Source organism: Hoeflea phototrophica DFL-43, assembly GCF_000154705.2.
In the GTDB taxonomy this organism is placed as follows: Bacteria; Pseudomonadota; Alphaproteobacteria; order Rhizobiales; family Rhizobiaceae; genus Hoeflea; species Hoeflea phototrophica.
Genome location: NZ_CM002917.1, coordinates 2,594,728 through 2,616,389 on the forward strand (window position 1 = coordinate 2,594,728; position 21,662 = coordinate 2,616,389).

The 21,662-nt window shown below is 60.9% G+C and carries 20 protein-coding genes; 6 read left to right on the top strand and 14 right to left on the bottom strand.

Features of this window, described 5'->3' with window-relative positions:
- Window positions 1–24 precede the first annotated feature (24 nt).
- A complete protein-coding gene (locus tag HPDFL43_RS12365) occupies window positions 25–1,275 on the top strand; it encodes a multidrug effflux MFS transporter (protein ID WP_007197681.1) in 1,251 nt (416 codons plus the stop codon).
- Window positions 1,276–1,333: 58 nt separating this feature from the next.
- Here the strand turns inward: HPDFL43_RS12365 and HPDFL43_RS12370 are convergent, their stop codons facing one another.
- The 4 genes from HPDFL43_RS12370 to rpsD all read right to left on the bottom strand — a co-directional run bounded on the left by HPDFL43_RS12370 (window position 1,334) and on the right by rpsD (window position 4,764).
- Window positions 1,334–2,173 carry an inositol monophosphatase family protein gene (locus tag HPDFL43_RS12370; protein WP_007197682.1) on the bottom strand — a complete coding sequence of 280 codons (840 nt, stop codon included), beginning with the start codon at window positions 2,171–2,173 and terminating at the stop codon, window positions 1,334–1,336.
- Entirely contained in the window at window positions 2,170–3,087 is a 918-nt protein-coding gene (ttcA, locus tag HPDFL43_RS12375; RefSeq protein ID WP_007197683.1) for a tRNA 2-thiocytidine(32) synthetase TtcA, read from the bottom strand. Before ttcA ends, HPDFL43_RS12370 begins: the two co-directional genes overlap by 4 nt.
- 33 nt (window positions 3,088–3,120) lie before the next feature.
- The gene (locus HPDFL43_RS12380; protein ID WP_007197684.1) at window positions 3,121–4,050 is read right to left on the bottom strand and encodes a glutaminase; all 930 of its coding nucleotides are present in this window, start codon (window positions 4,048–4,050) and stop codon (window positions 3,121–3,123) included.
- Window positions 4,051–4,146: 96 nt separating this feature from the next.
- Entirely contained in the window at window positions 4,147–4,764 is a 618-nt protein-coding gene (gene rpsD / locus HPDFL43_RS12385; protein ID WP_007197685.1) for a 30S ribosomal protein S4, read from the bottom strand.
- A gap of 329 nt (window positions 4,765–5,093) precedes the next feature.
- On the opposite strand from rpsD, the gene pepT reads away from it, so the two are divergent.
- A complete protein-coding gene (gene pepT / locus HPDFL43_RS12390; RefSeq protein WP_007197686.1) occupies window positions 5,094–6,326 on the top strand; it encodes a peptidase T in 1,233 nt (410 codons plus the stop codon).
- A 175-nt stretch (window positions 6,327–6,501) separates the two neighbouring features.
- On the opposite strand, the gene HPDFL43_RS12395 is transcribed toward pepT, so the two are convergent.
- From HPDFL43_RS12395 to HPDFL43_RS22385, 3 genes are all read right to left on the bottom strand, one after another.
- On the bottom strand, window positions 6,502–7,293 hold the full coding sequence (locus HPDFL43_RS12395; RefSeq protein ID WP_007197687.1) for an AAA family ATPase: 792 nt from the start codon (window positions 7,291–7,293) through the stop codon (window positions 6,502–6,504).
- Window positions 7,294–7,317: 24 nt separating this feature from the next.
- The gene (locus HPDFL43_RS12400; protein WP_007197688.1) at window positions 7,318–8,853 is read right to left on the bottom strand and encodes a helicase HerA domain-containing protein; all 1,536 of its coding nucleotides are present in this window, start codon (window positions 8,851–8,853) and stop codon (window positions 7,318–7,320) included.
- Between the two features lie 148 nt (window positions 8,854–9,001).
- Entirely contained in the window at window positions 9,002–9,340 is a 339-nt protein-coding gene (locus HPDFL43_RS22385; protein WP_084594782.1) for a YjiS-like domain-containing protein, read from the bottom strand.
- On the opposite strand from HPDFL43_RS22385, the gene HPDFL43_RS12405 reads away from it, so the two are divergent.
- A complete protein-coding gene (locus tag HPDFL43_RS12405) occupies window positions 9,302–10,084 on the top strand; it encodes an ArsR/SmtB family transcription factor (protein ID WP_007197690.1) in 783 nt (260 codons plus the stop codon). The two genes, HPDFL43_RS22385 and HPDFL43_RS12405, sit on opposite strands and share 39 nt — an antisense overlap.
- Window positions 10,085–10,094: 10 nt before the next feature.
- Here HPDFL43_RS12405 and murI read toward each other — a convergent pair whose 3' ends face one another.
- Genes murI through HPDFL43_RS12420 form a run of 3 tightly spaced genes read right to left on the bottom strand, consistent with a single transcriptional unit; the run spans window position 10,095 to window position 12,286 of the window.
- Entirely contained in the window at window positions 10,095–10,886 is a 792-nt protein-coding gene (murI, locus tag HPDFL43_RS12410; protein WP_007197691.1) for a glutamate racemase, read from the bottom strand.
- Window positions 10,883–11,713: an RNA methyltransferase gene (locus HPDFL43_RS12415; RefSeq protein WP_007197692.1), complete on the bottom strand. Its 831-nt coding sequence runs from the start codon at window positions 11,711–11,713 to the stop codon at window positions 10,883–10,885. Before HPDFL43_RS12415 ends, murI begins: the two co-directional genes overlap by 4 nt.
- On the bottom strand, window positions 11,714–12,286 hold the full coding sequence (locus HPDFL43_RS12420) for a GNAT family N-acetyltransferase (RefSeq protein ID WP_007197693.1): 573 nt from the start codon (window positions 12,284–12,286) through the stop codon (window positions 11,714–11,716).
- A gap of 312 nt (window positions 12,287–12,598) precedes the next feature.
- On the opposite strand from HPDFL43_RS12420, the gene HPDFL43_RS12425 reads away from it, so the two are divergent.
- Complete coding sequence (locus tag HPDFL43_RS12425) at window positions 12,599–13,810, top strand: NADP-dependent isocitrate dehydrogenase (protein ID WP_007197694.1); 1,212 nt, start codon at window positions 12,599–12,601, stop codon at window positions 13,808–13,810.
- A gap of 69 nt (window positions 13,811–13,879) precedes the next feature.
- On the opposite strand, the gene HPDFL43_RS21985 is transcribed toward HPDFL43_RS12425, so the two are convergent.
- Window positions 13,880–14,053, bottom strand: a complete 174-nt coding sequence (locus HPDFL43_RS21985; protein WP_007197695.1) for a hypothetical protein — start codon at window positions 14,051–14,053, stop codon at window positions 13,880–13,882.
- A 224-nt stretch (window positions 14,054–14,277) separates the two neighbouring features.
- Here HPDFL43_RS21985 and HPDFL43_RS21400 point away from each other — a divergent pair, with 224 nt between their 5' ends.
- Entirely contained in the window at window positions 14,278–15,300 is a 1,023-nt protein-coding gene (locus HPDFL43_RS21400; RefSeq protein WP_007197696.1) for a DUF1883 domain-containing protein, read from the top strand.
- A gap of 183 nt (window positions 15,301–15,483) precedes the next feature.
- On the opposite strand, the gene HPDFL43_RS12435 is transcribed toward HPDFL43_RS21400, so the two are convergent.
- From HPDFL43_RS12435 to recA, 3 genes are all read right to left on the bottom strand, one after another.
- Window positions 15,484–16,335, bottom strand: coding sequence for an AraC family transcriptional regulator (locus tag HPDFL43_RS12435; protein ID WP_007197697.1), 852 nt, complete (start codon window positions 16,333–16,335; stop codon window positions 15,484–15,486).
- A gap of 168 nt (window positions 16,336–16,503) precedes the next feature.
- Window positions 16,504–19,158 (bottom strand): alanine--tRNA ligase, encoded by a 2,655-nt coding sequence (gene alaS / locus HPDFL43_RS12440; protein WP_007197698.1) that lies wholly within the window; start codon window positions 19,156–19,158, stop codon window positions 16,504–16,506.
- A 221-nt stretch (window positions 19,159–19,379) separates the two neighbouring features.
- On the bottom strand, window positions 19,380–20,462 hold the full coding sequence (gene recA, locus HPDFL43_RS12445; RefSeq protein WP_007197700.1) for a recombinase RecA: 1,083 nt from the start codon (window positions 20,460–20,462) through the stop codon (window positions 19,380–19,382).
- Window positions 20,463–20,706: 244 nt separating this feature from the next.
- On the opposite strand from recA, the gene HPDFL43_RS12450 reads away from it, so the two are divergent.
- Complete coding sequence (locus tag HPDFL43_RS12450) at window positions 20,707–21,657, top strand: carbohydrate kinase family protein (protein ID WP_040450157.1); 951 nt, start codon at window positions 20,707–20,709, stop codon at window positions 21,655–21,657.
- Window positions 21,658–21,662: the final 5 nt, after the last annotated feature.

Sequence of the window (21,662 nt, forward strand, 5' to 3'; positions counted from 1 at the left end):
ATCGCTTGGCATAGGAAAAAATCGATGCACGGAAAAACAGCGCCCTTGGCTGCACAGCCAGTGTTGATCGGCGGCATTGGGCGTCCGCATTTCATTGCCATCGTCGCCTCCATGATGGCGCTCAATGCACTGGCGATCGACATCATGCTGCCCGCCTTCCCCAACATCCAGTCAGGCCTTGGAGTGGCCGATGCCAATCAGGTGCAGTTCGTGCTGCTCTCCTATGTCATCGGCTTTGGTGCCGCGCAGCTTTTCTTCGGTCCGGTTTCTGACCGGTTTGGCCGCCGGGCACCGCTGTTCTTCGGGATCGCTCTTTATGCCATCTGCTCGATTGCCGGCGCGCTCGCCACAAGCTTCGAATTCCTGTTGATCACACGCTTCCTGCAGGGCATCGGCGCTGCCGGGACCCGGGTCATCGCGCTTTCAGTGGTGCGTGACACCCATTCCGGCCGCGGCATGGCCGCAACCATGTCGATGGTGATGATGGTGTTCATGGTCGTTCCGGTGTTCGCACCGATGATCGGACAGGTGATCATCCTCTTTGGGGACTGGCACCTGATCTTCCTGTTCATGGCCGCCGTGTCGATGGCCGTCGGCGCCTGGGCCTTGATGCGGCTGCCCGAAACACTGGAAACCGAACGCCGCCGCCCGCTGACGCTCAAAAGCGTCGTTGAGGCCTTCACCATCATCCTGACCAATCGTGTGGCGCTGTTCTACACGCTGGCCACCGCCTTCTATTTCGGCTCCCTGTTCGGCTTCCTCAATGTCGCCCAGCCGATCTATGTTGATATCTATGGCCTCGGCCCCTATTTCCCGATTGCGTTCGCAGCCGTCGCGGTGGTCATGGCGGGCTCGTCTTTTGTCAATTCCCGGCTGGTCGGCCGCTTTGGCCAGCGCAGGCTATCGCACGGGGCCTTGATCGCCTATTTTGGCTTTGCCCTGCTGCTTGCCGGTCTTTCCGCCATGGGGCCTGTGCCGTTCTGGGTGTTTTTCCTGATCTCGCTGATGATGATGCCACTGTTCGGCTTTGTCGGGGCCAATTTCAACTCGATCGCCATGGAGCCGCTCGGCGCGATCGCAGGAACCGCATCCTCGACGCTGGGCTTTGCCCAGACCGTTGGCGGCGGGCTGGTGGGAGCGGCCATCGGCCAGGCCTATGACGGCACCGTGTTTCCGCTCGCCGCAGGCTACGCCATGGTGTCGGCCGTTTCGCTGGCTATGGTTCTCATCGCTGAAAAAGGCCGGCTGTTCGGAGTCGGAACACCCGACGCCTGATCGGCCTGCCGTCATTCAGATTGAGCAACGGCTTCAAGGCGTCAGACCTGGGGACTGCTCAGGCCTGCAGCAGCGCCTCGCGCAGCAGATGCCAGCTGTCGGCATCCGTGGCCGCCAGCAAACCGCCATCCATGTCCGCAGGCTGATACAGGCTGCCGTCAAGACGGCGGAGATAGCCACCGGCCTCCATGGTGATCAGGCTTCCGGCCAGATGATCCCAGGGCATGAGCTTGTGGTAGAGCGCGAAATGAATGTGCCCTCCGGCCAACAGCCGGTATTCCTGCGCGGCACAGCGATAGGCCACGCTGCCAAGGCATTTGCCCAGATTTCCCGCAACCCTGCTGCGCGCGGGTTCGTCCATATATTGCCAGGACGCAGACCCGATCATCCGGTCAACCGCCCCAAGCGGAGCGGCCACCGTCAGCGCGCTGGTCTGGCCATCGGACCGCCTGAGCACCGCCCCACTGCCCTTTTGAGCCATAATCCAGTCCTTGCCGACCGGGTCGTGGATGATCCCGGCAATGGTTTCGCCATTCTTCACCACCGCCAGCATCACCCCGAAGGATGCGACGCCGGAGGCAAAATTGAAGGTGCCATCGATCGGATCGATCACGAAAGCCAGCTTGTCGGTCTTGCTCCAGCCGTCAAGCAGCGCCGGATTGTCCGCCACGGCCTCCTCGCCGATCACCACACAATCTGGAAAGCGTTTGAGCAGCGCCGCGGTGATCGCCCGCTCCGCGCTCACATCAGCCTCGGTGACCAGATCCGCAGCAGAGGTTTTCTGCTGCACGTCGCCGGTTCCTAGATTGCGAAACCGCGGCATGATCTCTGTCGCAGCCACCCCGGCCAGAAGTGTGACGAGCCAGTCGACATCGGTGGAAGAAAGCGTGGTCATCATTGGGCCTTATCAGTGAGGGGAACAAGGTTTGCGAAATCGAACAGGGATCTATCAAGCAGGTGTGACGGCCGTGTGTTGGCCAGCGCCCGGATCATCGAGTCTTTCCGGCCTGGCATTCGCCGCTCGATCTCGGAGATCATCGCCTTCATGGCGTTGCGTTGCAGCCCGTCCTGCGATCCGCACAGATCACACGGGATGATCGGGAACGCCAGTGCCTCGGCATAGCGCGCCAGATCTTCCTCCGCGCAATAGGCGAGCGGCCTTAGCACCATCACGTCGCCCTCGTCATTCAAGAGCTTCGGCGGCATCGCGGCCAATCGTCCGCCATGGAAGAAATTGAGAAAGAAGGTCTCCAGAATGTCGTCGCGGTGATGGCCAAGCACCAGCGCCTGGCAGCCCTCCTCGCGCGCGATCCGGTAGAGATGCCCGCGGCGCAAACGAGAGCACAGGGCACAATAGGTTGCCCCCTCGGGCACCTTTTCGGTCACCACCGAGTAGGTGTCGCGGTACTCGATCCGGTGGCGAACGCCGTGCTTGGTGAGGAAATCGGGCAGAATGTGTTTGGGAAAATTCGGCTGTCCCTGATCCAGATTGCAGGCAATCAGATCGACCGGCAGCATTCCGCGCCATTGCAGATCCAGCAACAGCGCCAGCAGTCCGTAGGAATCCTTGCCGCCCGACAGGGCAATTAGCCAGCGCGGCCGGGCGCCGGTTTCGGCCTCGCCAGGCGCGACCATGGCGAAATCCTCGATCGCCTGACGGACATTGCGGATCAGCCGTTTGCGCAGCTTGTTGAACGACACGCTCGAAGGCGCATCCGCCAGCATCGACGGACCGGATTCAGCCCCCGTTTCGGAAACGCCATAAGCAACGTCCTGGTCCTTGGGACCGGCTTTTTCGATCACGTCAGTCATGGACAAGGGGGATGATGGCTTTGCGCGCAATCGTCAAGCCCTGAACACCGACCAGCCCATGCGCCGGGCCAATTGTTCGAGTGCGGCGGAACCCAGTTTTGAATTTCCGACCGGATCAAGCCCCGGCGACCAGGCTGCAATCGACGCCTTTCCCGGCGCAATCGCCAGAATGCCGCCACCCACGCCGCTCTTGCCGGGAAGGCCAACGCGATGGGCGAATTCTCCAGACCCGTCATAATGGCCGCACATCAGCATCACCGCATTGATGCGGCGCGCCCGCGCGCTGGAGACCACCTGGGCGCCTGTGGCGGGATCCCGGCCATCACCGGCCAGAAACAGCCCGGCACGCGCCAGTTGCCGGCAAGTCATCGCAATCGCGCACTGGTGAAAATAGACGCCAAGCACATGATCAACCGGGTTGTCGATTGAGCCGAAGGACTTCATGAAATGCGCCAGCGACGCATTGCGGTCGCCATGAGCCATCTCCGAATGCGCAACGCTCTCATCGATCACGATGCTGTCGTCATCGGCCAGTTGGCGCATGAAGCGCAGGATTTCGCCAATGGCTTCGCGCGGCTGATGCCCGGCAAGAACCAGATCGGCCACGGCGATCGCCCCGGCATTGATGAAGGGATTGCGTGGCCGGCCCTTCTCCTGCTCCAGCTGAACGATGGAATTGAACGGGTTGCCCGATGGTTCACGTCCCACCCGCGCCCACAGCCCGTCGCCAAGCTTTCCCAACGCCAGCGTCAGCGTAAACACCTTGGACACGCTCTGGATCGAAAAGCCGGTCCCGGCATCCCCCGCCGACACCACCTGCCCGTCAGGCAGTGCGACAGCGATGCCGAACTGGTCCGGATCAACCTTGGCCAGTTCCGGGATATAGCTTGCCACCACCCCACGGTCAGCGCATTCGGCCGCCTCCTGGACAATTTCATCAAGCACGTTCTGCAAATCAGCCATTGGCCAGCTCCAACATCATGCCCACACACCGCAATCTCCGGATACGAAAAAGGCCGCCCCGAAGGACGGCCTCGTATCTTCGCGATCCGGAGTGGATCAGCGCGAGTAGAATTCGACCACCAGGTTCGGTTCCATCTGAACCGGATACGGCACGTCCGAAAGGTTCGGGACGCGGGTGTAGGTCGCAACCATCTTGTTGTGGTCGGCTTCGACATATTCCGGCACGTCACGCTCAGCCAGGCCAACCGATTCCAGCACGAGAGTGAGCTGTTTCGACTTTTCCTTGACCTCGATGACATCGCCCGGCTTGCAGCGGTACGAACCGATATTGGTGCGGACGCCATTGACCTTGACATGGCCATGGTTGACGAACTGGCGCGCTGCAAAGATCGTCGCCACGAACTTGGCGCGGTAGACGATTGCGTCGAGACGCGACTCGAGAAGACCGATCAGGTTTTCAGGCGTATCGCCCTTCATCCGGTTGGCTTCGTCGTAAATCTTGCGGAATTGCTTTTCCGAGATATCGCCGTAGTAGCCCTTCAGCTTCTGCTTGGCGCGCAGCTGCACACCGAAGTCGGACAGCTTGCTCTTGCGGCGCTGGCCGTGCTGGCCGGGGCCGTATTCGCGGCGGTTCACCGGGGACTTCGGACGGCCCCAGATGTTTTCGCCCATACGGCGATCAAGTTTGTACTTTGCGGATTCGCGCTTGCTCATCGCATTCCCTTTCAGAGTGTTGATCCGGTTTGTTGCCAAACCGGATGAAGGAAACGCGCCCTCCTCTGGCCCCCGTTTTCGAGACCTGACAGGATGGTTCACGCACGCTTTGTGACAAACCATCCACGGGACACGTAATTAACGCGGGAAACAAGGCTTCCCGCGCTGGGTGGGTCTCTAGTCCATTGCGCCGACCCTGTCAACGCCAACCCAAATCCTGCAGGCCTCAGGCCGCCAATGCCAATTTAAGGACAAGCCTTGGACCACCATGTTTCCGCCGGGCACAAGGAGAGCTATAGCAGAAAATCCCAACAGGAATCATTGCTCCCATGACCGACACCGTTCTCGACCGCCTGCTCCGCCATGTCGTCATCGACACCCAGTCCGACCCCGCATCAAGCGCCCAGCCCTCCACCGAAAAGCAGAAGGACCTCGCCCGCGTGCTGGTCGAAGAGCTTCTGACGCTCGGCCTTGACGACGCGCATATGGACGAGCACGGCAATGTCTATGCGACGCTGCCATCAAACACCGGCAAGGATGTGCCGGTGATCTGCTTCTGCTCGCACATGGACACCGCTCCCGATTTCACCGGCACAAACGTCAAGCCCAAAGTCGTGCGCAATTACCAGGGCGGCGACATTCAGCTCACCGGCGACACCAGCCGGATCATCAAGGTCAGCGAGCATCCCGACCTCAAGAATCAGATCGGCCACGACATCGTCACCACCGACGGCACCACTTTGCTTGGCGCCGACGACAAGGCCGGCATCGCCGAAATCATGACCGCCGCCGCAACGCTGATTGCCAACCCTGAGATCCGGCACGGCACCATCAAGATCCTCTTCACCACCGACGAGGAGATCGGCCGCGGCGCTGACAAGGTCGACATTGCAAAACTCGGCGCCGCCTTCGCCTACACCCTGGATGGCAGCACCATCGGCGAGATCGACGACGAGACCTTCTCTGCCGATGGCGTCGAGATCGAAATCACCGGCGTGGCGCAGCACCCGGGCACCTCAAAGGGCGTGATGGAGAACGCCATCAAGATCGCCGCCGACATCGTCGCCCGGCTGCCAAAGCACATAGCCCCCGAGACCACCGACGGCCGCCAGGGCTTCATCCATCCCACCGGCATCAGCGGTTCCATGGACAGTGCGAATCTGCAGTTCATCATCCGGGATTTCGTCAATGAAGGCCTCACCGAAAAGGAAGACCTGCTCAGAGAGATCGCAGAGGACGTGATGCTGTCCTATCCCGGCTCGGCCATGCGCTTCGAGGTCACCGAGCAATACCGCAACATGAAAGAGGTGCTCGACCGCCACCCCGAAATCATGGCCAATCTGATTGAGGCCGTCCGCCGGGTTGGCCTCACCCCGGTCACCAACGCGATCCGCGGCGGCACCGACGGCTCCCGCCTTTCCTTCATGGGCCTGCCCTGCCCCAACATCTACACCGGCGGCCACTCCTACCACTCCCCGCTCGAATGGGTCAGCGTTCAGGACATGGAAAAGTCGGTGGAAACCATTGTCGAGCTGGTGAAGGTCTGGGAAGAGCGGGCGTAGGCGCCGCGCCCACTGCTCCCCTACTCCGCAGCCTGCGCCCGCCCCGCATCCTCATCCGGCGCATCCACGGCATGGAGTGATCGATTCGCCAAGCTGCGTGGGACAATGTGCTTTGATTTGCCGCTGTTCCGAGTGCCATGCTCGATCCAACGGCATACATCTTTGTGATCCAGCGTTAGAAGTCGAACTCCTCATCTTCGCTGATCGCGTCAGCTATGAATTGTTCAGGATCAGATGTGAATGAGCGATACAGCTTGAAATGCTGCGTATCGCGGTAATTGGTTTCCGCTATCCCATGTCTGGTGATTTCCAGAAGGCGCGCATTGGGCAAGGCCATTAGGATCGGCGAATGGGTTGCCATGATCACTTGTGCGTTGGCACGTTCCTGAATGGTGTTGAGTATCCGCAGCAGCTCCAATTGACGCTTCGGCGACAAGGCGCTCTCTGGTTCATCCATGAAATAGATGCCTTGCCGGGACATGCGCTCCTCGAAGAAACGAACGAATCCCTCGCCATGGCTCCAGGATAGGAAATCCGGTGGCGGTTTGCCTACATCCTGAGCCGCTTCATCAAGATAGCGTGCCACGGAGAAAAATGATTCCGCCTTAAAAAACCAGCCTGTTGTGACCCGCGGCAGCCATGCGCCGCGAAACACCTCGGCCAGTTCCGCCCCACTTTTGTCAATCGCTCGCTCGTGATCAACCGGCCGGTAGCCCTTGCCGCCACCTGCTTCATCGAATCCGCACAAGGCCGCAATGGCTTCCACCAGCGTTGATTTTCCCGTTCCGTTTTCGCCAATGAGAATGGTGACCGGAGTGGTAAAGCGAAGATCGAAACTCCCGTCACGCAACCAGGGCAAACCGAACGGATAGCCGTTCTTGCCCGCCATCTTGTCTTCCTGAAGCGTCAGCCGCTTCAGAAAAGGTGCTGGAAGTCTTGTTTGCCGTTTGTCGCGGGCCAATCGCATTCCCTTCGGCTTTGATGCAGGACTTTACTCTGCCGCCTCGGCATTCTCCGCCCCCTCATCCGGCGCATCCGCCGCCCCCGGCGCTGTTTCGGCCTGAAGGTCGGGCATACCGACAATACGTTTGCCGAAGGGATCGGCGTGCACGATGATCAGCCCCTGCTCCTCGAAATAGCCGAGCAGCCTGCGCGCGCGCCGCGCCGAGTGGGTGCCGTAGGCGCGCGCGATGCGGGCGTCGGAGGGGCAAGGCTCGGCCTTGATCGCGGCCTTGGCCAGCATCAGGAACACGCCCTGCAGATCTTCCGACACCCGGTCAGCAAGCTTCAGCGCCGTGGCCCAGGCCTCGCCTGCCGCAGTCTCCTCATCGACACCCGAACGGGCGATGGCGACACGGCGGCGGAAGTCGGCCAAGGACATCGGCGAGCCCGAGATCCGCGCCATGCGCGAGCGCACCAGAAAATCCTGATACAGCGCCGAATCTGTCCGGTAGCCGGACTCGCGATCGGACAAAATTGTTTCCAGAACATCGCTGAGCTTGCGCGCCCGCTCCTCTGCCGCCTCGCTGCTTGTCTCCGCTGCACCGGCGTCACTGCCGGATGGTGATGACAGCGGCGCTTCCGTGAGTGGCGTGGCCTGCGAGAGTTCGGCCAGAATGTCGGTGGTTGGCCGTGGTGCGGGCCTGGCGCGGCGCGTGACCGGCCGTGTCAGCTCCTCGGCGTCGGGGGTGAAGATCAGGTCCTCCACATCCACCACCGCCTCGGGCATCGGCATCAGCTTCGGGCTCGAGGAGCGCGCCTGGGTTTCGACATCGCCAATGGCAATCGGCAGCGGGCGGCGTGACAAAGCCGGTCCGAGGCCGACAAAATTGCCGCGCTTCAAGTCCCGGAACATCTCCGCCTGCCGCCGGTCCATGCCCAAGAGGTCCGCGGCGCGCGCCATGTCGATGTCGAGAAAAGTCCGACCCATCAGGAAATTCGAGGCTTCCGCCGCCACGTTCTTCGCCAGTTTCGCCAGACGCTGGGTGGCGATCACGCCCGCCAGTCCGCGCTTACGGCCACGGCACATCAGATTTGTCATGGCGCCGAGCGACATCTTGCGCGCGTCCTCAGCCACTTCACCACCCGCAGCCGGGGCAAACATCTGCGCCTCGTCCACCACCACCAGAACCGGATACCAGTGCTCGTGCTCGGCATCGAACATGGCGTTGAGGAAGGTCGCCGCGGCGCGCATCTGGTCGTCAATCTCGAGCCCTTCGAGCGACAGCACACAGGAGACACGGTGTTTGCGGATGCGGCTGGCAATGCCCGCAAGCTCGCCCTCGCTGCGCTCGCCATCAACCACCAGATGTCCGTATTTCTGCGACAGCGTGACGAAATCCCCTTCGGGATCGATAATCACCTGCTGCACCCACTCAGCCGATTGCTCGAGCAGCCGTCTCAGCAGATGCGACTTGCCGGATCCGGAATTGCCCTGCACCAGAAGCCGTGTCGCCAGCAACTCCTCGATGTCGAGCATGGCCGGTTGCCCCCCGGCCATATCGCCCATGTTGATCCCGACCTGCACCTTGAGCCTACTCCGTGAACTGGACGCGGTACCCGGCGGGTCTCCTGGAAAATCCGCCAAAGGACCGTTTAGCAGATTAATCCGGCCCCGCGTCGCATTGATCGGGAAATACACAGGAATTCAAGCGAGCCGGGACCCGCCATTTCAATCACTCCAGGAACCACCGGCAGGCTTCGCGCCGTGCCTGGTCACGGGTGATCCCGATGTCCTTGAGAAGATGATCCTCAAGAGCGCCCAACTGCCGCCTTTGCCGCCGCCGGTCGGACCAATGGCACAATCCGCGCCACCATCCGGAAAGGGTTTTTTCTATTACTGCCCGAGTTCGGTTCGCTTCATCTTTCACCAGGTCTGCAGGCATTTGTGTCGCGGTATGTGGCTTCATGGTCATGGTCGCCTTCTTGCTGTGAAGTCCAGGCATACACGGCAGGCAAGCGGATAAGTTTCGGCCATGATCGAACCGTTCGCAGATGACGCGGCCGCGGGGCATCGCTACACTGAGGGCATGAGCAGCAACCCAACCACGCCCCCGGCCAACGCCGTTACCATATCGTCCATCGCCGCACTGATCGGCGATCCGGCACGGGCCAACATCCTGTCCGCGCTGATGGGCGGCAAGGCATTGACGGCAGGGGAACTCGCCTTCTGCGCGCACATCACTCCGCAAACCGCCAGCAGCCATCTCGCCAAATTGCTCGACGGACAGCTCGTCGCCGTCGAAAAACAGGGCCGGCACCGCTATTTCCGGCTGGCCTCTGTTGCCGTCGCCGAGGCCTTTGAAAGCCTCTCGGGCCTTGCCGCTGCGGGCCCTGCTCGTCAGCGAACCACTGGACCCAGGGATGTTTCAATGCGTCGCGCACGCACCTGTTACGACCACATGGCCGGCACCCTTGCAGTCGCGATCACCGACAGTCTGGTTGATCGCGGGGTGGTCGTCATCGAGGATCGCTCGGGTTTGATCACCGAGGATGGCAGCCGCTTCCTGTCCGGCATCGGGATCACCTTCAAAGCCAGGACCGGTTCCGCCCGGCCCCTATGCCGCACTTGCCTCGACTGGAGCGAACGCCGCATGCATCTGGGCGGCCAGCTCGGCGCTTCGTTGCTCACAAAATCGCTCGAACAGAACTGGGTCAGGGCAGCCGGTGATGACCGCGCTTTGACCATCACACGCAGTGGCGAACATGCATTTCACAAGATCTTCGGTCTGGGCACCGATCTGATATGGCGGCCTTAGAGCCCCGGCATCATCCGGCCGTCAGCCCGAACCCGTGCATCAGTCTCAAGGCGCTGTAATCGGGATTGCCCGAGGTGAACACCACGCTGTCACGCGCATCCGGCAATGCGTGACCGCCCGGCAGCGTGTCGACGATTGCCAGGGCCCGGCGCGCAATCGCCTCGGCCGGGTCGATCCAGTCCACCGGCCAGGGCGCCATCTTGCGCATGCGATTGACCAGAAACGGAAAATGCGTGCAGGCCAGCACCACGATGTCGGTCTTTTGGCCATCCCGTTCGACAAAACACGGATCGATCTCCGCCTTCACCGCAGCCTCATCGACAAATCCCTTGCGCATATAGGTTTCGGCCAGAGCCGCCAGATTTTCCGACCCCACCAGACGCACATGCACCTTGTCGGCATAATCACGGATCAGGTCGCGGGTATATTGCCGCTTCACCGTGCCAGGCGTCGCAAGCACCGAAACCAGGCCCGATTTGGTCCGCTCCGCAGCAGGCTTGATCGCCGGCACGGTGCCGACAAAGGGCAGTTCCGGATAGGCCGCACGCAAGGCCGGCATCACGATGGTCGAGGCGGTGTTGCAGGCAATCAGCGCCAGCGCAGGATTGTGTTTTTCAATCAACCCGGCGAACAGCCCGACAATCCGATCACGGAGCGCCCCCTCTTCCCAGGCGCCATAGGGAAAGCCGGCATCATCCGCCACATAGACGAAGCGCCGCCCCGGCATGATCACCCGCGCCTCGCGCAGCACGCTCAGGCCGCCAATGCCGCTGTCAAACACCACAACCGGCCGCTCGCTCATGCCTCATCTCCAGATACTGCATCCGTCGCATCTGCTCCGCGCCCGGCCTTGGGGCGACGATTGCCGGACCGGTCAAACCGGTCAAAGGAGGCGAACACACCGCGCAGCACATTGATTTCGTCGGTCGAGAACCCCGGCCGCGTCAGCACCGCACGCAAATTGTCGATCGCCTTCATCCGCTTGTCGTCGGAGCGGAAATAGCCCCGCGCATCAAGCCCCTCCTCGATCTGGCCGAACAGGCCATGAAGATCGGTTTTCGGTGCAGGCTCCACTTCCGGCGCGCTGAAGGCTGTCTCATGCGGATCGGCCAGGCCGGATTTGAGCCATTCATAGGATATCAGCAGCACCGCCTGCGCGATGTTGAGCGAGGCATAGGCCGGATTGACCGGAAAGGTCACAATCTCGTCGGCCAATCCCACTTCCCAATTTCGCAGCCCGATGCGCTCGCGCCCAAACAGGATCCCAGTTTTCTCGCCCGCGTTCTCGCGGGTTCTGAGCACCGTTCCAGCCTCCACCGGTCCACGCACCGGCTTATGCCCGTCACGCGGCCGTGCCGTGGTGGCGAACACGAAATTGAGGTCTGCGGTCGCGGCCTCAAGCGTTTCGAACACTTTCGCACTCTCGATCACATGGTCTGCGCGGGAAGCCGCACTGATGGCCTTCTCATTCGGCCATCCGTCGCGCGGATTGACGATCCTGAGGTTGGACAGTCCGAAATTGGCCATGGCGCGCGCCACCATGCCGATGTTTTCACCCAGTTGCGGCTCCATCAGAATGATCGCCGGTCCGCCGGTGATCAATTCGCGCTGTCTGTCCGTGCCTGCCATTCAGGAACCGCCCCTGTCCATTTCAGCCCATTCCCTTGCCAGCATGGCGTAGTGGAATTCCTCATCCCAGACGCCCTTGAAGAGCGCATGCTCTCGAAAATGCGCTTCCCGCCGCATACCCAGCCGCTGCATCAACTGCCACGAAGGCCTGTTGCGCGCGTCGCAACGCCCCAAGATCCGGTGCAGATTGAAGTGGCCAAAACCGACCGAGAACACCGCGGGCACTGCCTCGGTGGCATACCCCTTGCCGCCATGCGAAGGATTGAAGGAAAAACCGATCTCCCCCTGCCGCGCGTCACGGTCACGAAACAACAACACTATGTCACCAATCAGGGCTCCGGTGTCCCTCAGCGTCACGGCGAAGACGATGGCTTCTGGAGCTTGCCTATCCCAGCCCCCATCCGCCCATTTTGCAACCTCGGTCGCCACCTCGACGCGCGAACGGGGTTCCCAGTCCTGGTAGCATGCCACTGCCTCGAGGCCGTGATAGGCATGCACTGCATCGACGTCGGCCATGGTGAATGGCCTCAGCCGCAAGCGTTCCGTCTCGATTGGAATGGACAAGTCCGCCATATCCTGCCCCGTTTCTCTCAGACCGACAGCACTACTGTCCGGATGGCTTGCAATCAAGCCTCGCCGCTATCGCACCGCGTTGAACACCAATGAGGCGTTGACGCCACCGAAGCCGCAAGCAATGGGAAAACATGTGACGCAGGCGCGAGGTCCCTGGCCCGAGGTCAAAGCTTGCCTTCAAAGCCACAATTACCGGTGCTGTGCATTAGCGTTCGGCATGTTGTGCGTTCGCGCGGCTTTTGTTAAGAGGTGCGCCAACTGAACGGGTGGCGCCCGCCTCCCCCCGACAACCCTCTCAAAAGGTTCCAAAGAATGGCAAAGATCAAGGTTGCAAACCCGGTCGTCGATCTCGACGGCGATGAGATGACTCGCATCATCTGGCAGTTCATCAAGGAAAAACTGATCCTGCCCTATCTCGATCTGCCAATCGAATATTACGACCTTTCGGTGGAATATCGCGATGAAACCAACGACCAGGTGACCATCGACGCCGCCAACGCCATCAAGAAGCACGGCGTCGGCATCAAATGCGCGACCATTACGCCTGATGAAGCCCGCGTCGAGGAGTTCGGCCTGAAGAAGATGTGGCGTTCACCCAACGGCACCATCCGCAACATCCTCGGCGGCGTGATCTTCCGCGAACCGATCATCATGAACAACGTGCCGCGCCTCGTTCCCGGCTGGACCAAGCCGATCATCGTCGGGCGTCACGCTTTCGGTGACCAGTATCGCGCCACCGATTTCAAGTTCCCCGGCAAGGGCAAGCTGTCGATCAAGTTCGTCGGTGACGATGGCGAGACCATCGAACATGACGTCTTCGACGCACCATCGGCCGGCGTTGCCATGGCGATGTACAACCTGGATGATTCGATCCGCGATTTTGCCCGCGCTTCGCTCAACTACGCGCTGCAGCGTGGCGTGCCTTGCTATCTGTCGACCAAGAACACCATCCTCAAGACCTATGATGGCCGCTTCAAGGATCTGTTCCAGGAGATCTTTGATGCCGAGTTCAAGGAAAAATACGACGAAGCCAAGATCTGGTACGAGCACCGACTGATCGACGACATGGTGGCTGCCGCCATCAAGTGGTCCGGCGGCTATGTCTGGGCCTGCAAGAACTATGATGGCGACGTCCAGTCCGACATCGTGGCCCAGGGCTTTGGTTCGCTCGGCCTGATGACATCGGTCCTGATGACACCCGATGGCAAGACCGTGGAAGCCGAAGCCGCCCACGGCACGGTGACCCGTCACTACCGCCAGCACCAGAAGGGCGAGGAAACCTCGACCAACTCGATCGCCTCGATCTTCGCCTGGACCCGTGGCCTCGCCCACCGCGCCAAGCTTGACGACAATGCCGAACTGGCCACCTTCGCCGACACACTCGAGAAGGTCTGCATCCAGACCGTCGAATCCGGCTTCATGACCAAGGACCTGGCGCTGCTGATCGGCCCCGACCAGCCCTGGCTGTCGACCACCGGGTTCCTCGACAAGATCGACGAGAACTTGCAGAAGGCCATGGCCTAAACGCCGATCTAAGGCAGGGTCACCCGGCCCACTCGCAGCCCTCAACGGACTGTGAGTAGAAACCGTGGCTCAGCCGGTCGTTTTGACCAGATTCATGCCGGCGCGGATGTTCATCATCTGCGCCGGTTTTTTCATGGGCTTCCGGGAGGGCCCGCAGCAATACGCTGCGTTGATGTTCAAGTCCGGAATTGTGAAATCGAGCCCAATCGCAGCCGAGCCATACGGATCGGTCTTGAGCGCCAACGGCCAATCGCATTGTTTGCAGCAACAGGAACGCTCACAACCTTAGATATATTTCAACCCAAAGCAAAAAACCGGATGCAAAGCAGATATTGCCATTATAATTCAGGTCCAAAAAATTATTTCTGCAAAATAATTGGTACTTTCTCGTGGTGAACCGGAAAGTAAACCGTACCTTAACCGGCTGATGTCATTTTCTGCGAACCAACTCGCAGCGGGCATGAGCATTGAAAACGTATCCTCGTTACAAACGATATGATCTTGGCAAGCAAGCAGCCGGAACCGTGGTCGAAGTCGTGTTGTCCTGCATCAACAATGTGCGGCTGATGGATCACGCCAATTTCCAACGGTATTCCGATCAGAAGCCGTACAAGTGCATCGGCGGCAGAATTGAGAAATCGCCGGTCCGCTTCACCATTCCCCTGAACGGGCAATGGCACGTGGTGGTTGACAAGATCGGCTTTCAAACGCTCGCAAATTCCAATGTGCGCGCCATCGTGCCTGCGAGCTCGAAATCCGCGTCATCCAGTGCAGCGAAATCCCGGGCCGTCTCCAACAACGTCCAGGGCGTGTATGAGGCAGAGCGGCCAGATTCCGAGGCGCATGTGGTCACGCGCATCATCAACGAGCTCAACACATACAAGCAGATCGCCAACACCGACATGCTCACCGGTCTGGCCAATCGCCGGGCCTTCGACATTCAACTCGAAGGCATTTACAACGAGCCAGGGAAACTCCCGCAAACGGCGCTGATCATCTGCGACATTGACCACTTCAAATCATTCAACGACACCTACGGCCATGCGATTGGCGATACAGTCCTCAAGACTGTTGCAGAGACCATTCGCGAAAGCCTGCCTGCAAACGCAACTCCTGCACGAATCGGTGGCGAAGAATTCGCGATCATCGTCGAGAAAGCCAGTCTTCAGCAGGTGCAGTTGATCGCGGAAACCGCCCGCCGGGCCATTGAAGACCGGATGTTCATCGATGAGGAATCCGGAACCGATTGCGGCAAGGTGACGATTTCGATGGGCATCTGCTTGGCCGATGTGGCCGCAAAGATGAGCGAGCTTTACCAGAAAGCCGACCTGGCGCTTTACGCCTCAAAGAAAAGCGGACGAAACCGTTGCACGGTCTTTGACGAAAGCATGATCGATCAGCAGGAAAATCAGGAGCCCGCCCCCCCAAACAGCCGACGGCGGCAGGGCAGCCGGAATCCGGTCCGCAAGGAAATCGAACTCCGGCTCTGAGCCAGATCGCGTGCAAATTGTGTTCAATTTAGCGCAAAAATGGCACCCTTTCAAAGCGTTAAAGCGTGTTTTGTGAGCCCGATCGGGGTCACCGCATTGTCGGGCGTTGCCCGATCATAATGGACTCTTCTTTTTGTCGGGAGGTTGCCGCCGCACCCACAAGGGGCGCGGCAGCACGCGCGATCACGCAAGCGGCATGCAGATCTCAGTCACCAGTTCAGCGGGAGCCGTATTCATCGGTGAGTTGAGATATTTTTCAACAGCCGGAGCCGCAGCTGCACTCTCACCGCTATCGGCCAGCCAGGCACCATAGAACCATTGATAGGCTTTGGGCAGTTCGGCATAAGCGCCCTTGTGCTGCAAAACGGCGTAGCGCCCGGCCAGAATGTCAAACCGGTCAAAACCTCCGGCCACATCCAGACCAGGCGAGACGATCATGCCCGCAAGCGATCTGCACTCTTCAGGGGCCGTTATATCGGGGTCGGAAAAATAGGCCGCGGCAATGGCCATGGCCTGGCTCGCAAGGTTGGCTGGCCCCACCTCGGCATAGAACTTCTCGAACGCCGAACCGATTTCCGTATAGGGACCGGTATGTTCAAACCCGACGAGTTTTGCCGGGCCCATTTCTTCAATGCGGACATCATACATGGTGTCACTCTCCTGCCATTCAGGGTTTTCGTAGCGCCGGTGACCGCCCTCGGCGCGATAACGAAACGGTGGCAGACCATAATCAGCCTTGAAGGCCTGGCTGAATGCACGGCTGTTGGTGTAGCCACTGCGCGCCACGATCTGCTCTATGGCCAGAGTGCCATTGGCGAGTTCCGCAGCCGCGCGGTGCAACCGCAGCCGCCTGACCGTCTGCCACACGGTTTCTCCTGTCAGACCGCGATAGGTGCGATGCCAGTGAAAGCGGGAGAGACAGGCGATGTCGGCAAGATCATCCAGATTGAGCGGCCCATCGAGATTTTCGTGGATATGTTTGCGCACCCGCTCGAGCCGTTCCCGGTAATCAGCAATGCCGTTGTTCTTCGCCATGCCATTCCCTTCCGTCGGTCACCGCTTTTCAAGCACGGAGTAAACGCAGAAATCTTGCTGACTTGCCCTCCAGCGCAAAACCATCGCAATGCTATCAGCCAAACGCGACAACGCCCGGGGCGAGGCCCGGGCGTTGTAAAACACCCAACAGCTTTTACGGCCGGAGCATCAGCCGATCGCGGCCGCCACCGCATCGATCGCGGCACTGGCCTTGGCCCCGTCCGGGCCACCGGCCTGGGCCATGTCGGGCCGTCCACCGCCGCCCTTGCCACCGATGGCCTGGGAGGCAACACGCACCAGATCCACCGCCGACAGCTTCGATGTCAGATCCTCGGTGACGCCAACCACGACGCTCGCCTTGCCGTCCTCGCTGATCGCAACAAACGCTGCCACACCCGAGCCGAGCGAGGTTTTGGCAGCATCGACCAGTCCTTTGAGGTCTTTGGGCTGTACGCCATTGACCACCTTGCCGAGGAATTTGACGCCGCCAATGTCGCGGCTTTCGTCGCCGCCCGCACCGCCGCCGCCAAGCGCCAGCTTCTTGCGCGCTTCGGTGAGTTCGCGTTCCATTTTCTTGCGCTCATCCATCAGCGCCTCGATGCGAGAAACCACATCGCCCGGCTGCACCTTGAGCAGCGATGCCGCCTGCCTGAGCTTCTCGTCCTGCTCACTCAGGTGCTGGCGCGCAGCTTCACCTGTCACCGCCTCGATGCGGCGCACGCCGGCGCTCACAGCACTGTCCGACAACACCCGCACCAGCCCGATCTCGCCGGTGGCGGCCACGTGGGTGCCGCCGCACAGCTCCACCGAATAGGGCCGGTTGGCCTTGACGCCGCGAACGCCGGTGCCCATCGACACGACACGCACCTCATCACCATACTTCTCGCCAAACAGCGCCATTGCGCCCTCGGCAATGGCGTCATCGACCGCCATCAGCCGGGTCGTCACCGGGCTGTTCTGCAGGATGATCTCGTTGGCCATGGTCTCGACCTCGGACAGCTCCTCCGCAGTCATCGGCTTCGGATGCGAGACGTCGAACCGCAGCCGCTCGGGCGCAACCAGCGAGCCCTTCTGCGCCACATGGGTGCCAAGCACCTCGCGCAACGCCTCATGGAGAAGATGCGTGGCGGAATGATTGGCCCGGATCTTGGCGCGGCGGGAATGCGCAACATCCAGCTGCGCCACGGCGCCGGCTTTCACCTCGCCCTCGGCAACAACCGCCCGGTGCACAAACAGCCCCTCGCCACGCTTCTGCGTGTCGCTGACCTCAAGTCTGTAGCCTTCGCCGGAAATAATGCCCTGATCCCCCATCTGACCGCCGGATTCGCCATAGAACGGGGTTTGATTGACAACCACGTCCACGCTCTCGCCGGCCTTGGCCGCAGCGACCTCGGCGCCATCGCGCACCATTGCCTGGATCACGCCCTCGGCTATCTCCGTGTCGTAGCCGAGGAAATCGGTCGCGCCGACCCGGTCCTTGATCTCGTACCAGACAGTTTCGGTCGCCTTGTCACCCGATCCCGACCAATGCGCCCGCGCCTCTGCCTTCTGCCGCTCCATCGCGGCCTTGAAACCATCGGTGTCCACCTCGATCCCGCGCTGACGCAGCGCATCCTGGGTGAGGTCGAGCGGGAAACCATAGGTGTCGTAGAGCTTGAACGCGGTTTCCCCACCCAGCCGGTCGCCTTCGCCCAGATCGGCACTGGCTTCATCAAGCAGGCTCAAACCGCGCTCAAGGGTCTTGGAAAACCGTGTTTCCTCAAGCTTCAGCGTTTCCGAAATCAGCGCCTCGGCGCGGGTCAGTTCCGGATAGGCCCGGCCCATCTCCGCGACAAGCGTCGGCAGCAGCTTGTACATCAGCGGCTCCTGCGCACCCAGCAGTTGCGCATGGCGCATGGCCCGGCGCATGATGCGTCTGAGCACATAGCCACGCCCTTCATTGGAGGGCAGCACTCCGTCGGCGATCAAAAATGCGGAAGATCTCAGGTGATCCGCGATCACCCGGTGGCTGGCCCGCCGGTCACCCTCCGCCGACACTCCGGTGAGTTCCTCTGACGCCATGATCAGCCTACGGAAAAGGTCGATATCATAATTGTCATGCTGGCCCTGCAGCAGCGCCGCGATGCGTTCAAGCCCCATGCCGGTGTCAATGGAAGGGCGCGGCAGATCGACCCGCTCATCCACTGTAAGCTGTTCGAACTGCATGAACACCAGGTTCCAAATCTCGATGAACCGGTCGCCATCCTCATCAGCCGAGCCCGGAGGCCCGCCCCAGATGTGATCGCCATGATCATAGAAGATCTCCGAGCATGGCCCGCACGGACCGGTGTCGCCCATCGCCCAGAAATTGTCACTGGTCGGAATCCGGATGATCCGGCTTTCGGGAACCCCGGCAATCTTGCGCCAGAGATCAAAGGCGTCATCATCGGTGTGGTAGACCGTGACCAGCAGACGCTCCTTGTTGATCCCGAATTCGCGGGTCAGCAGGTTCCAGGCAAGCTCGATCGCCTGTTCCTTGAAATAGTCGCCGAAAGAGAAGTTGCCCAGCATCTCGAAGAAGGTGTGGTGGCGCGCGGTGTAGCCGACATTGTCGAGATCATTGTGCTTGCCGCCGGCGCGGACACATTTCTGCGAGGTCGCTGCCGTGGTGTAGGGGCGATGCTCCAGCCCGGTAAAGACATTCTTAAACTGCACCATGCCCGCATTGGTGAACATCAGCGTCGGGTCATTGCGCGGCACAAGCGGGCTCGACGCCACCACTTCGTGTTCATTTTTCTTGAAATAGTCGAGAAACGCCGACCGGATTTCGTTCACGCCGCTCATGTTCTGCCCTTTGCCTGACCTGCCGGGCCACATCGTGGACCGGTCAAAATTCTGCCGCCCGAACCAGCGGACCGCCGCTTTTATCGCCCGCCCTGCATGCTGTCCAGACGTCAGAGATAAGGCCAAAACGCGAAAACCGGCCGCCATCCAGAAACAGATGGCGACCGGCCCTCAAAATCATCGGTGAAACAGGTCCTATTCAGGCCCTGTTCAGGCCTTTCTCAGCCTTCGGCTGCGTCGTCCTCACCGCTGCTGCGGTCTTCTTCGAGGAATTTTTCGGCGATCAATCCGGCGTTCTGGCGAAGCAACAGCTCGATTTCCTCGGCCACCGCCGGATTGTCACGCAGGAACTGCTTCGAATTCTCCCGTCCCTGCCCCAGCCGCTGGCTGTTGTAGGAGAACCATGCGCCGGATTTCTCGACTATCCCGGCCTTGACGCCCAGATCGATGAGTTCGCCGGTCTTGGACACACCCTCGCCATACATGATGTCGAATTCGACCTGCTTGAAGGGAGGCGCCATCTTGTTCTTGACCACCTTGACCCGGGTCTGGTTGCCGGTCACCTCGTCGCGTTCCTTGACCGAACCGATACGGCGGATGTCGAGCCGCACCGAGGCATAGAACTTGAGCGCGTTGCCGCCGGTGGTGGTTTCGGGCGAACCGAACATCACGCCGATCTTCATGCGGATCTGGTTGATGAAGATCACCATGCAGTTCGAGCGCGAGATCGAGGCTGTGAGCTTGCGAAGCGCCTGGCTCATCAACCGCGCCTGCAGGCCCGGAAGGCTGTCGCCCATTTCACCCTCGATTTCAGCCCGCGGGGTCAAGGCAGCAACCGAATCGATCACCAGCACATCAAGGGCGCCGGAGCGCACCAGCGTGTCGGTGATTTCCAGCGCCTGCTCACCGGTGTCGGGCTGCGAGATCAGCAGGTTCTCAAGATCAACGCCAAGCTTGCGGGCATAGACCGGGTCAAGCGCATGCTCGGCATCGATGAAACCGCAAATGCCGCCCTTCTTCTGAGCCTCCGCAATGGTCTGCAGCGCCAGCGTGGTCTTGCCCGAGCTCTCCGGCCCGTAGATCTCGATGATCCGGCCCTTGGGCAGGCCGCCCACACCAAGCGCAATGTCGAGCCCCAGCGAGCCGGTCGGAATCGTCTCAATCTCGACCACGCTCTCATTGGCGCCAAGCTTCATGATGGAGCCCTTGCCGAACGACCGTTCGATCTGGGAAAGTGCGGCGTCGAGCGCCTTGCTTTTGTCCACGGATTTTTCCTCTACCAGCCGCAAAGAGTTCTGTGCCATTCCGTCCACCTTTAGGTTATCGTGCCGTTGCAGGCAATGAGTGTTCATTTGCTGTATTTGTACACCATTTGTTCCAACCGCACAACCCCACCTCAACTCGCTGAAAGATAATGCATAATTATCCCGTGTTCTATATATGTTTCGAAACAGCAGCCGGTTTCGCGCCCCACCGTTGGCCACCACAGGCCATTGGCTGCAGCGCGGCCGCGATTCGGCCACACCGCACCATCCGGGGAGGCTGATCATGGCACGCATCCTTGCCATTGGCGGCGCCCATATTGACCGCACCGGCCGGCTCGACGCCGCGCACAGGCCCGGCGCTTCCAACCCTGGCCATTGGGAGAGCGTCCCTGGCGGCGGGGTCTTCAACGCCGCGCGCAATCTCGCCCGGCTTGGCCACCAGGTCACCCTTGTTTCGCCGCGCGGCGGTGATGGCGAAGCGGAGCTTGTGGCAGAGGCGGCAAGTGCGGCGGGCCTTGAGGATTGTCCCCTCACCTTTCTCGACCGCGCCACCCCGAGCTACACCAGCATCCTCGAACCCGATGGCAATCTGGTCACGGCGCTGGCCGACATGGCGCTTTACGACCTGATCCCGGCGCGCCGGCTGCTCACCGCGCGGTTCAGGTCGAGGCTGGAGCGGGCCGATCTTGTCGTTGCAGACGCCAATCTGCCCGAAAACGCCCTGACCGGACTGGCCGAAGCCGCCCATGCCAGCGGCGTGCCCTTGGCAGCGATTGCGGTTTCTCCGGCCAAGGTGGTGCGCTGGAAACCGGGCCTCAGCCGTCTGGCGCTGCTGGCCATGAACAGTGCCGAAGCCGCCACGCTCACTGCCCCCCTCACTGGCAAACAGCCTGAACACACCGCCGGATTGCAGCAGGCCCTGAAGGCGAGCGGCCTGACGAGCGGCTTGATCAGCGCCGGCGCCGGACCGGTCCTGGCCTTTGGCAAGGACGGCTCTCTCACGCTTGCCCCGCCCCCGCTGGATCACGTCAGCGATGTCACCGGCGCAGGCGATGCGCTGGCCTCGGGCTATCTCGATGGATGGCTCATGGGCGGTTCAATGCAGGACAATCTCACCCGCGGCATCGCGCTAGCCCGCCTCACCGCCTCGGTGCGCGGCCCGGTCCGCACCGATTTGTCACTGGAATTGCTTGCCCAGGCGCTGGCCGCCATGCCAAAGCCCACGCAAACCTGAATCTC

Excerpts from the sequence above, each read along its gene's own strand:
- HPDFL43_RS22385 (WP_084594782.1), bottom strand. The coding sequence starts at position 9,340 with ATGCCCCGCGGCCGCGTCATCTGCGAACGGTTCGATCATGGCCGAAAC.
- ttcA (WP_007197683.1), bottom strand. The coding sequence starts at position 3,087 with ATGACTGACGTGATCGAAAAAGCCGGTCCCAAGGACCAGGACGTTGCT.
- HPDFL43_RS12380 (WP_007197684.1), bottom strand. The coding sequence starts at position 4,050 with ATGGCTGATTTGCAGAACGTGCTTGATGAAATTGTCCAGGAGGCGGCC.
- alaS (WP_007197698.1), bottom strand. The coding sequence starts at position 19,158 with ATGAGCGGCGTGAACGAAATCCGGTCGGCGTTTCTCGACTATTTCAAG.
- pepT (WP_007197686.1), top strand. The coding sequence starts at position 5,094 with ATGACCGACACCGTTCTCGACCGCCTGCTCCGCCATGTCGTCATCGAC.
- HPDFL43_RS12425 (WP_007197694.1), top strand. The coding sequence starts at position 12,599 with ATGGCAAAGATCAAGGTTGCAAACCCGGTCGTCGATCTCGACGGCGAT.
- HPDFL43_RS12435 (WP_007197697.1), bottom strand. The coding sequence starts at position 16,335 with ATGGCGAAGAACAACGGCATTGCTGATTACCGGGAACGGCTCGAGCGG.
- HPDFL43_RS12395 (WP_007197687.1), bottom strand. The coding sequence starts at position 7,293 with ATGCGATTGGCCCGCGACAAACGGCAAACAAGACTTCCAGCACCTTTT.
- HPDFL43_RS12405 (WP_007197690.1), top strand. The coding sequence starts at position 9,302 with ATGATCGAACCGTTCGCAGATGACGCGGCCGCGGGGCATCGCTACACT.
- HPDFL43_RS12365 (WP_007197681.1), top strand. The coding sequence starts at position 25 with ATGCACGGAAAAACAGCGCCCTTGGCTGCACAGCCAGTGTTGATCGGC.
- recA (WP_007197700.1), bottom strand. The coding sequence starts at position 20,462 with ATGGCACAGAACTCTTTGCGGCTGGTAGAGGAAAAATCCGTGGACAAA.
- HPDFL43_RS12420 (WP_007197693.1), bottom strand. The coding sequence starts at position 12,286 with ATGGCGGACTTGTCCATTCCAATCGAGACGGAACGCTTGCGGCTGAGG.
- murI (WP_007197691.1), bottom strand. The coding sequence starts at position 10,886 with ATGAGCGAGCGGCCGGTTGTGGTGTTTGACAGCGGCATTGGCGGCCTG.
- HPDFL43_RS12415 (WP_007197692.1), bottom strand. The coding sequence starts at position 11,713 with ATGGCAGGCACGGACAGACAGCGCGAATTGATCACCGGCGGACCGGCG.
- rpsD (WP_007197685.1), bottom strand. The coding sequence starts at position 4,764 with ATGAGCAAGCGCGAATCCGCAAAGTACAAACTTGATCGCCGTATGGGC.
- HPDFL43_RS12450 (WP_040450157.1), top strand. The coding sequence starts at position 20,707 with ATGGCACGCATCCTTGCCATTGGCGGCGCCCATATTGACCGCACCGGC.
- HPDFL43_RS12370 (WP_007197682.1), bottom strand. The coding sequence starts at position 2,173 with ATGATGACCACGCTTTCTTCCACCGATGTCGACTGGCTCGTCACACTT.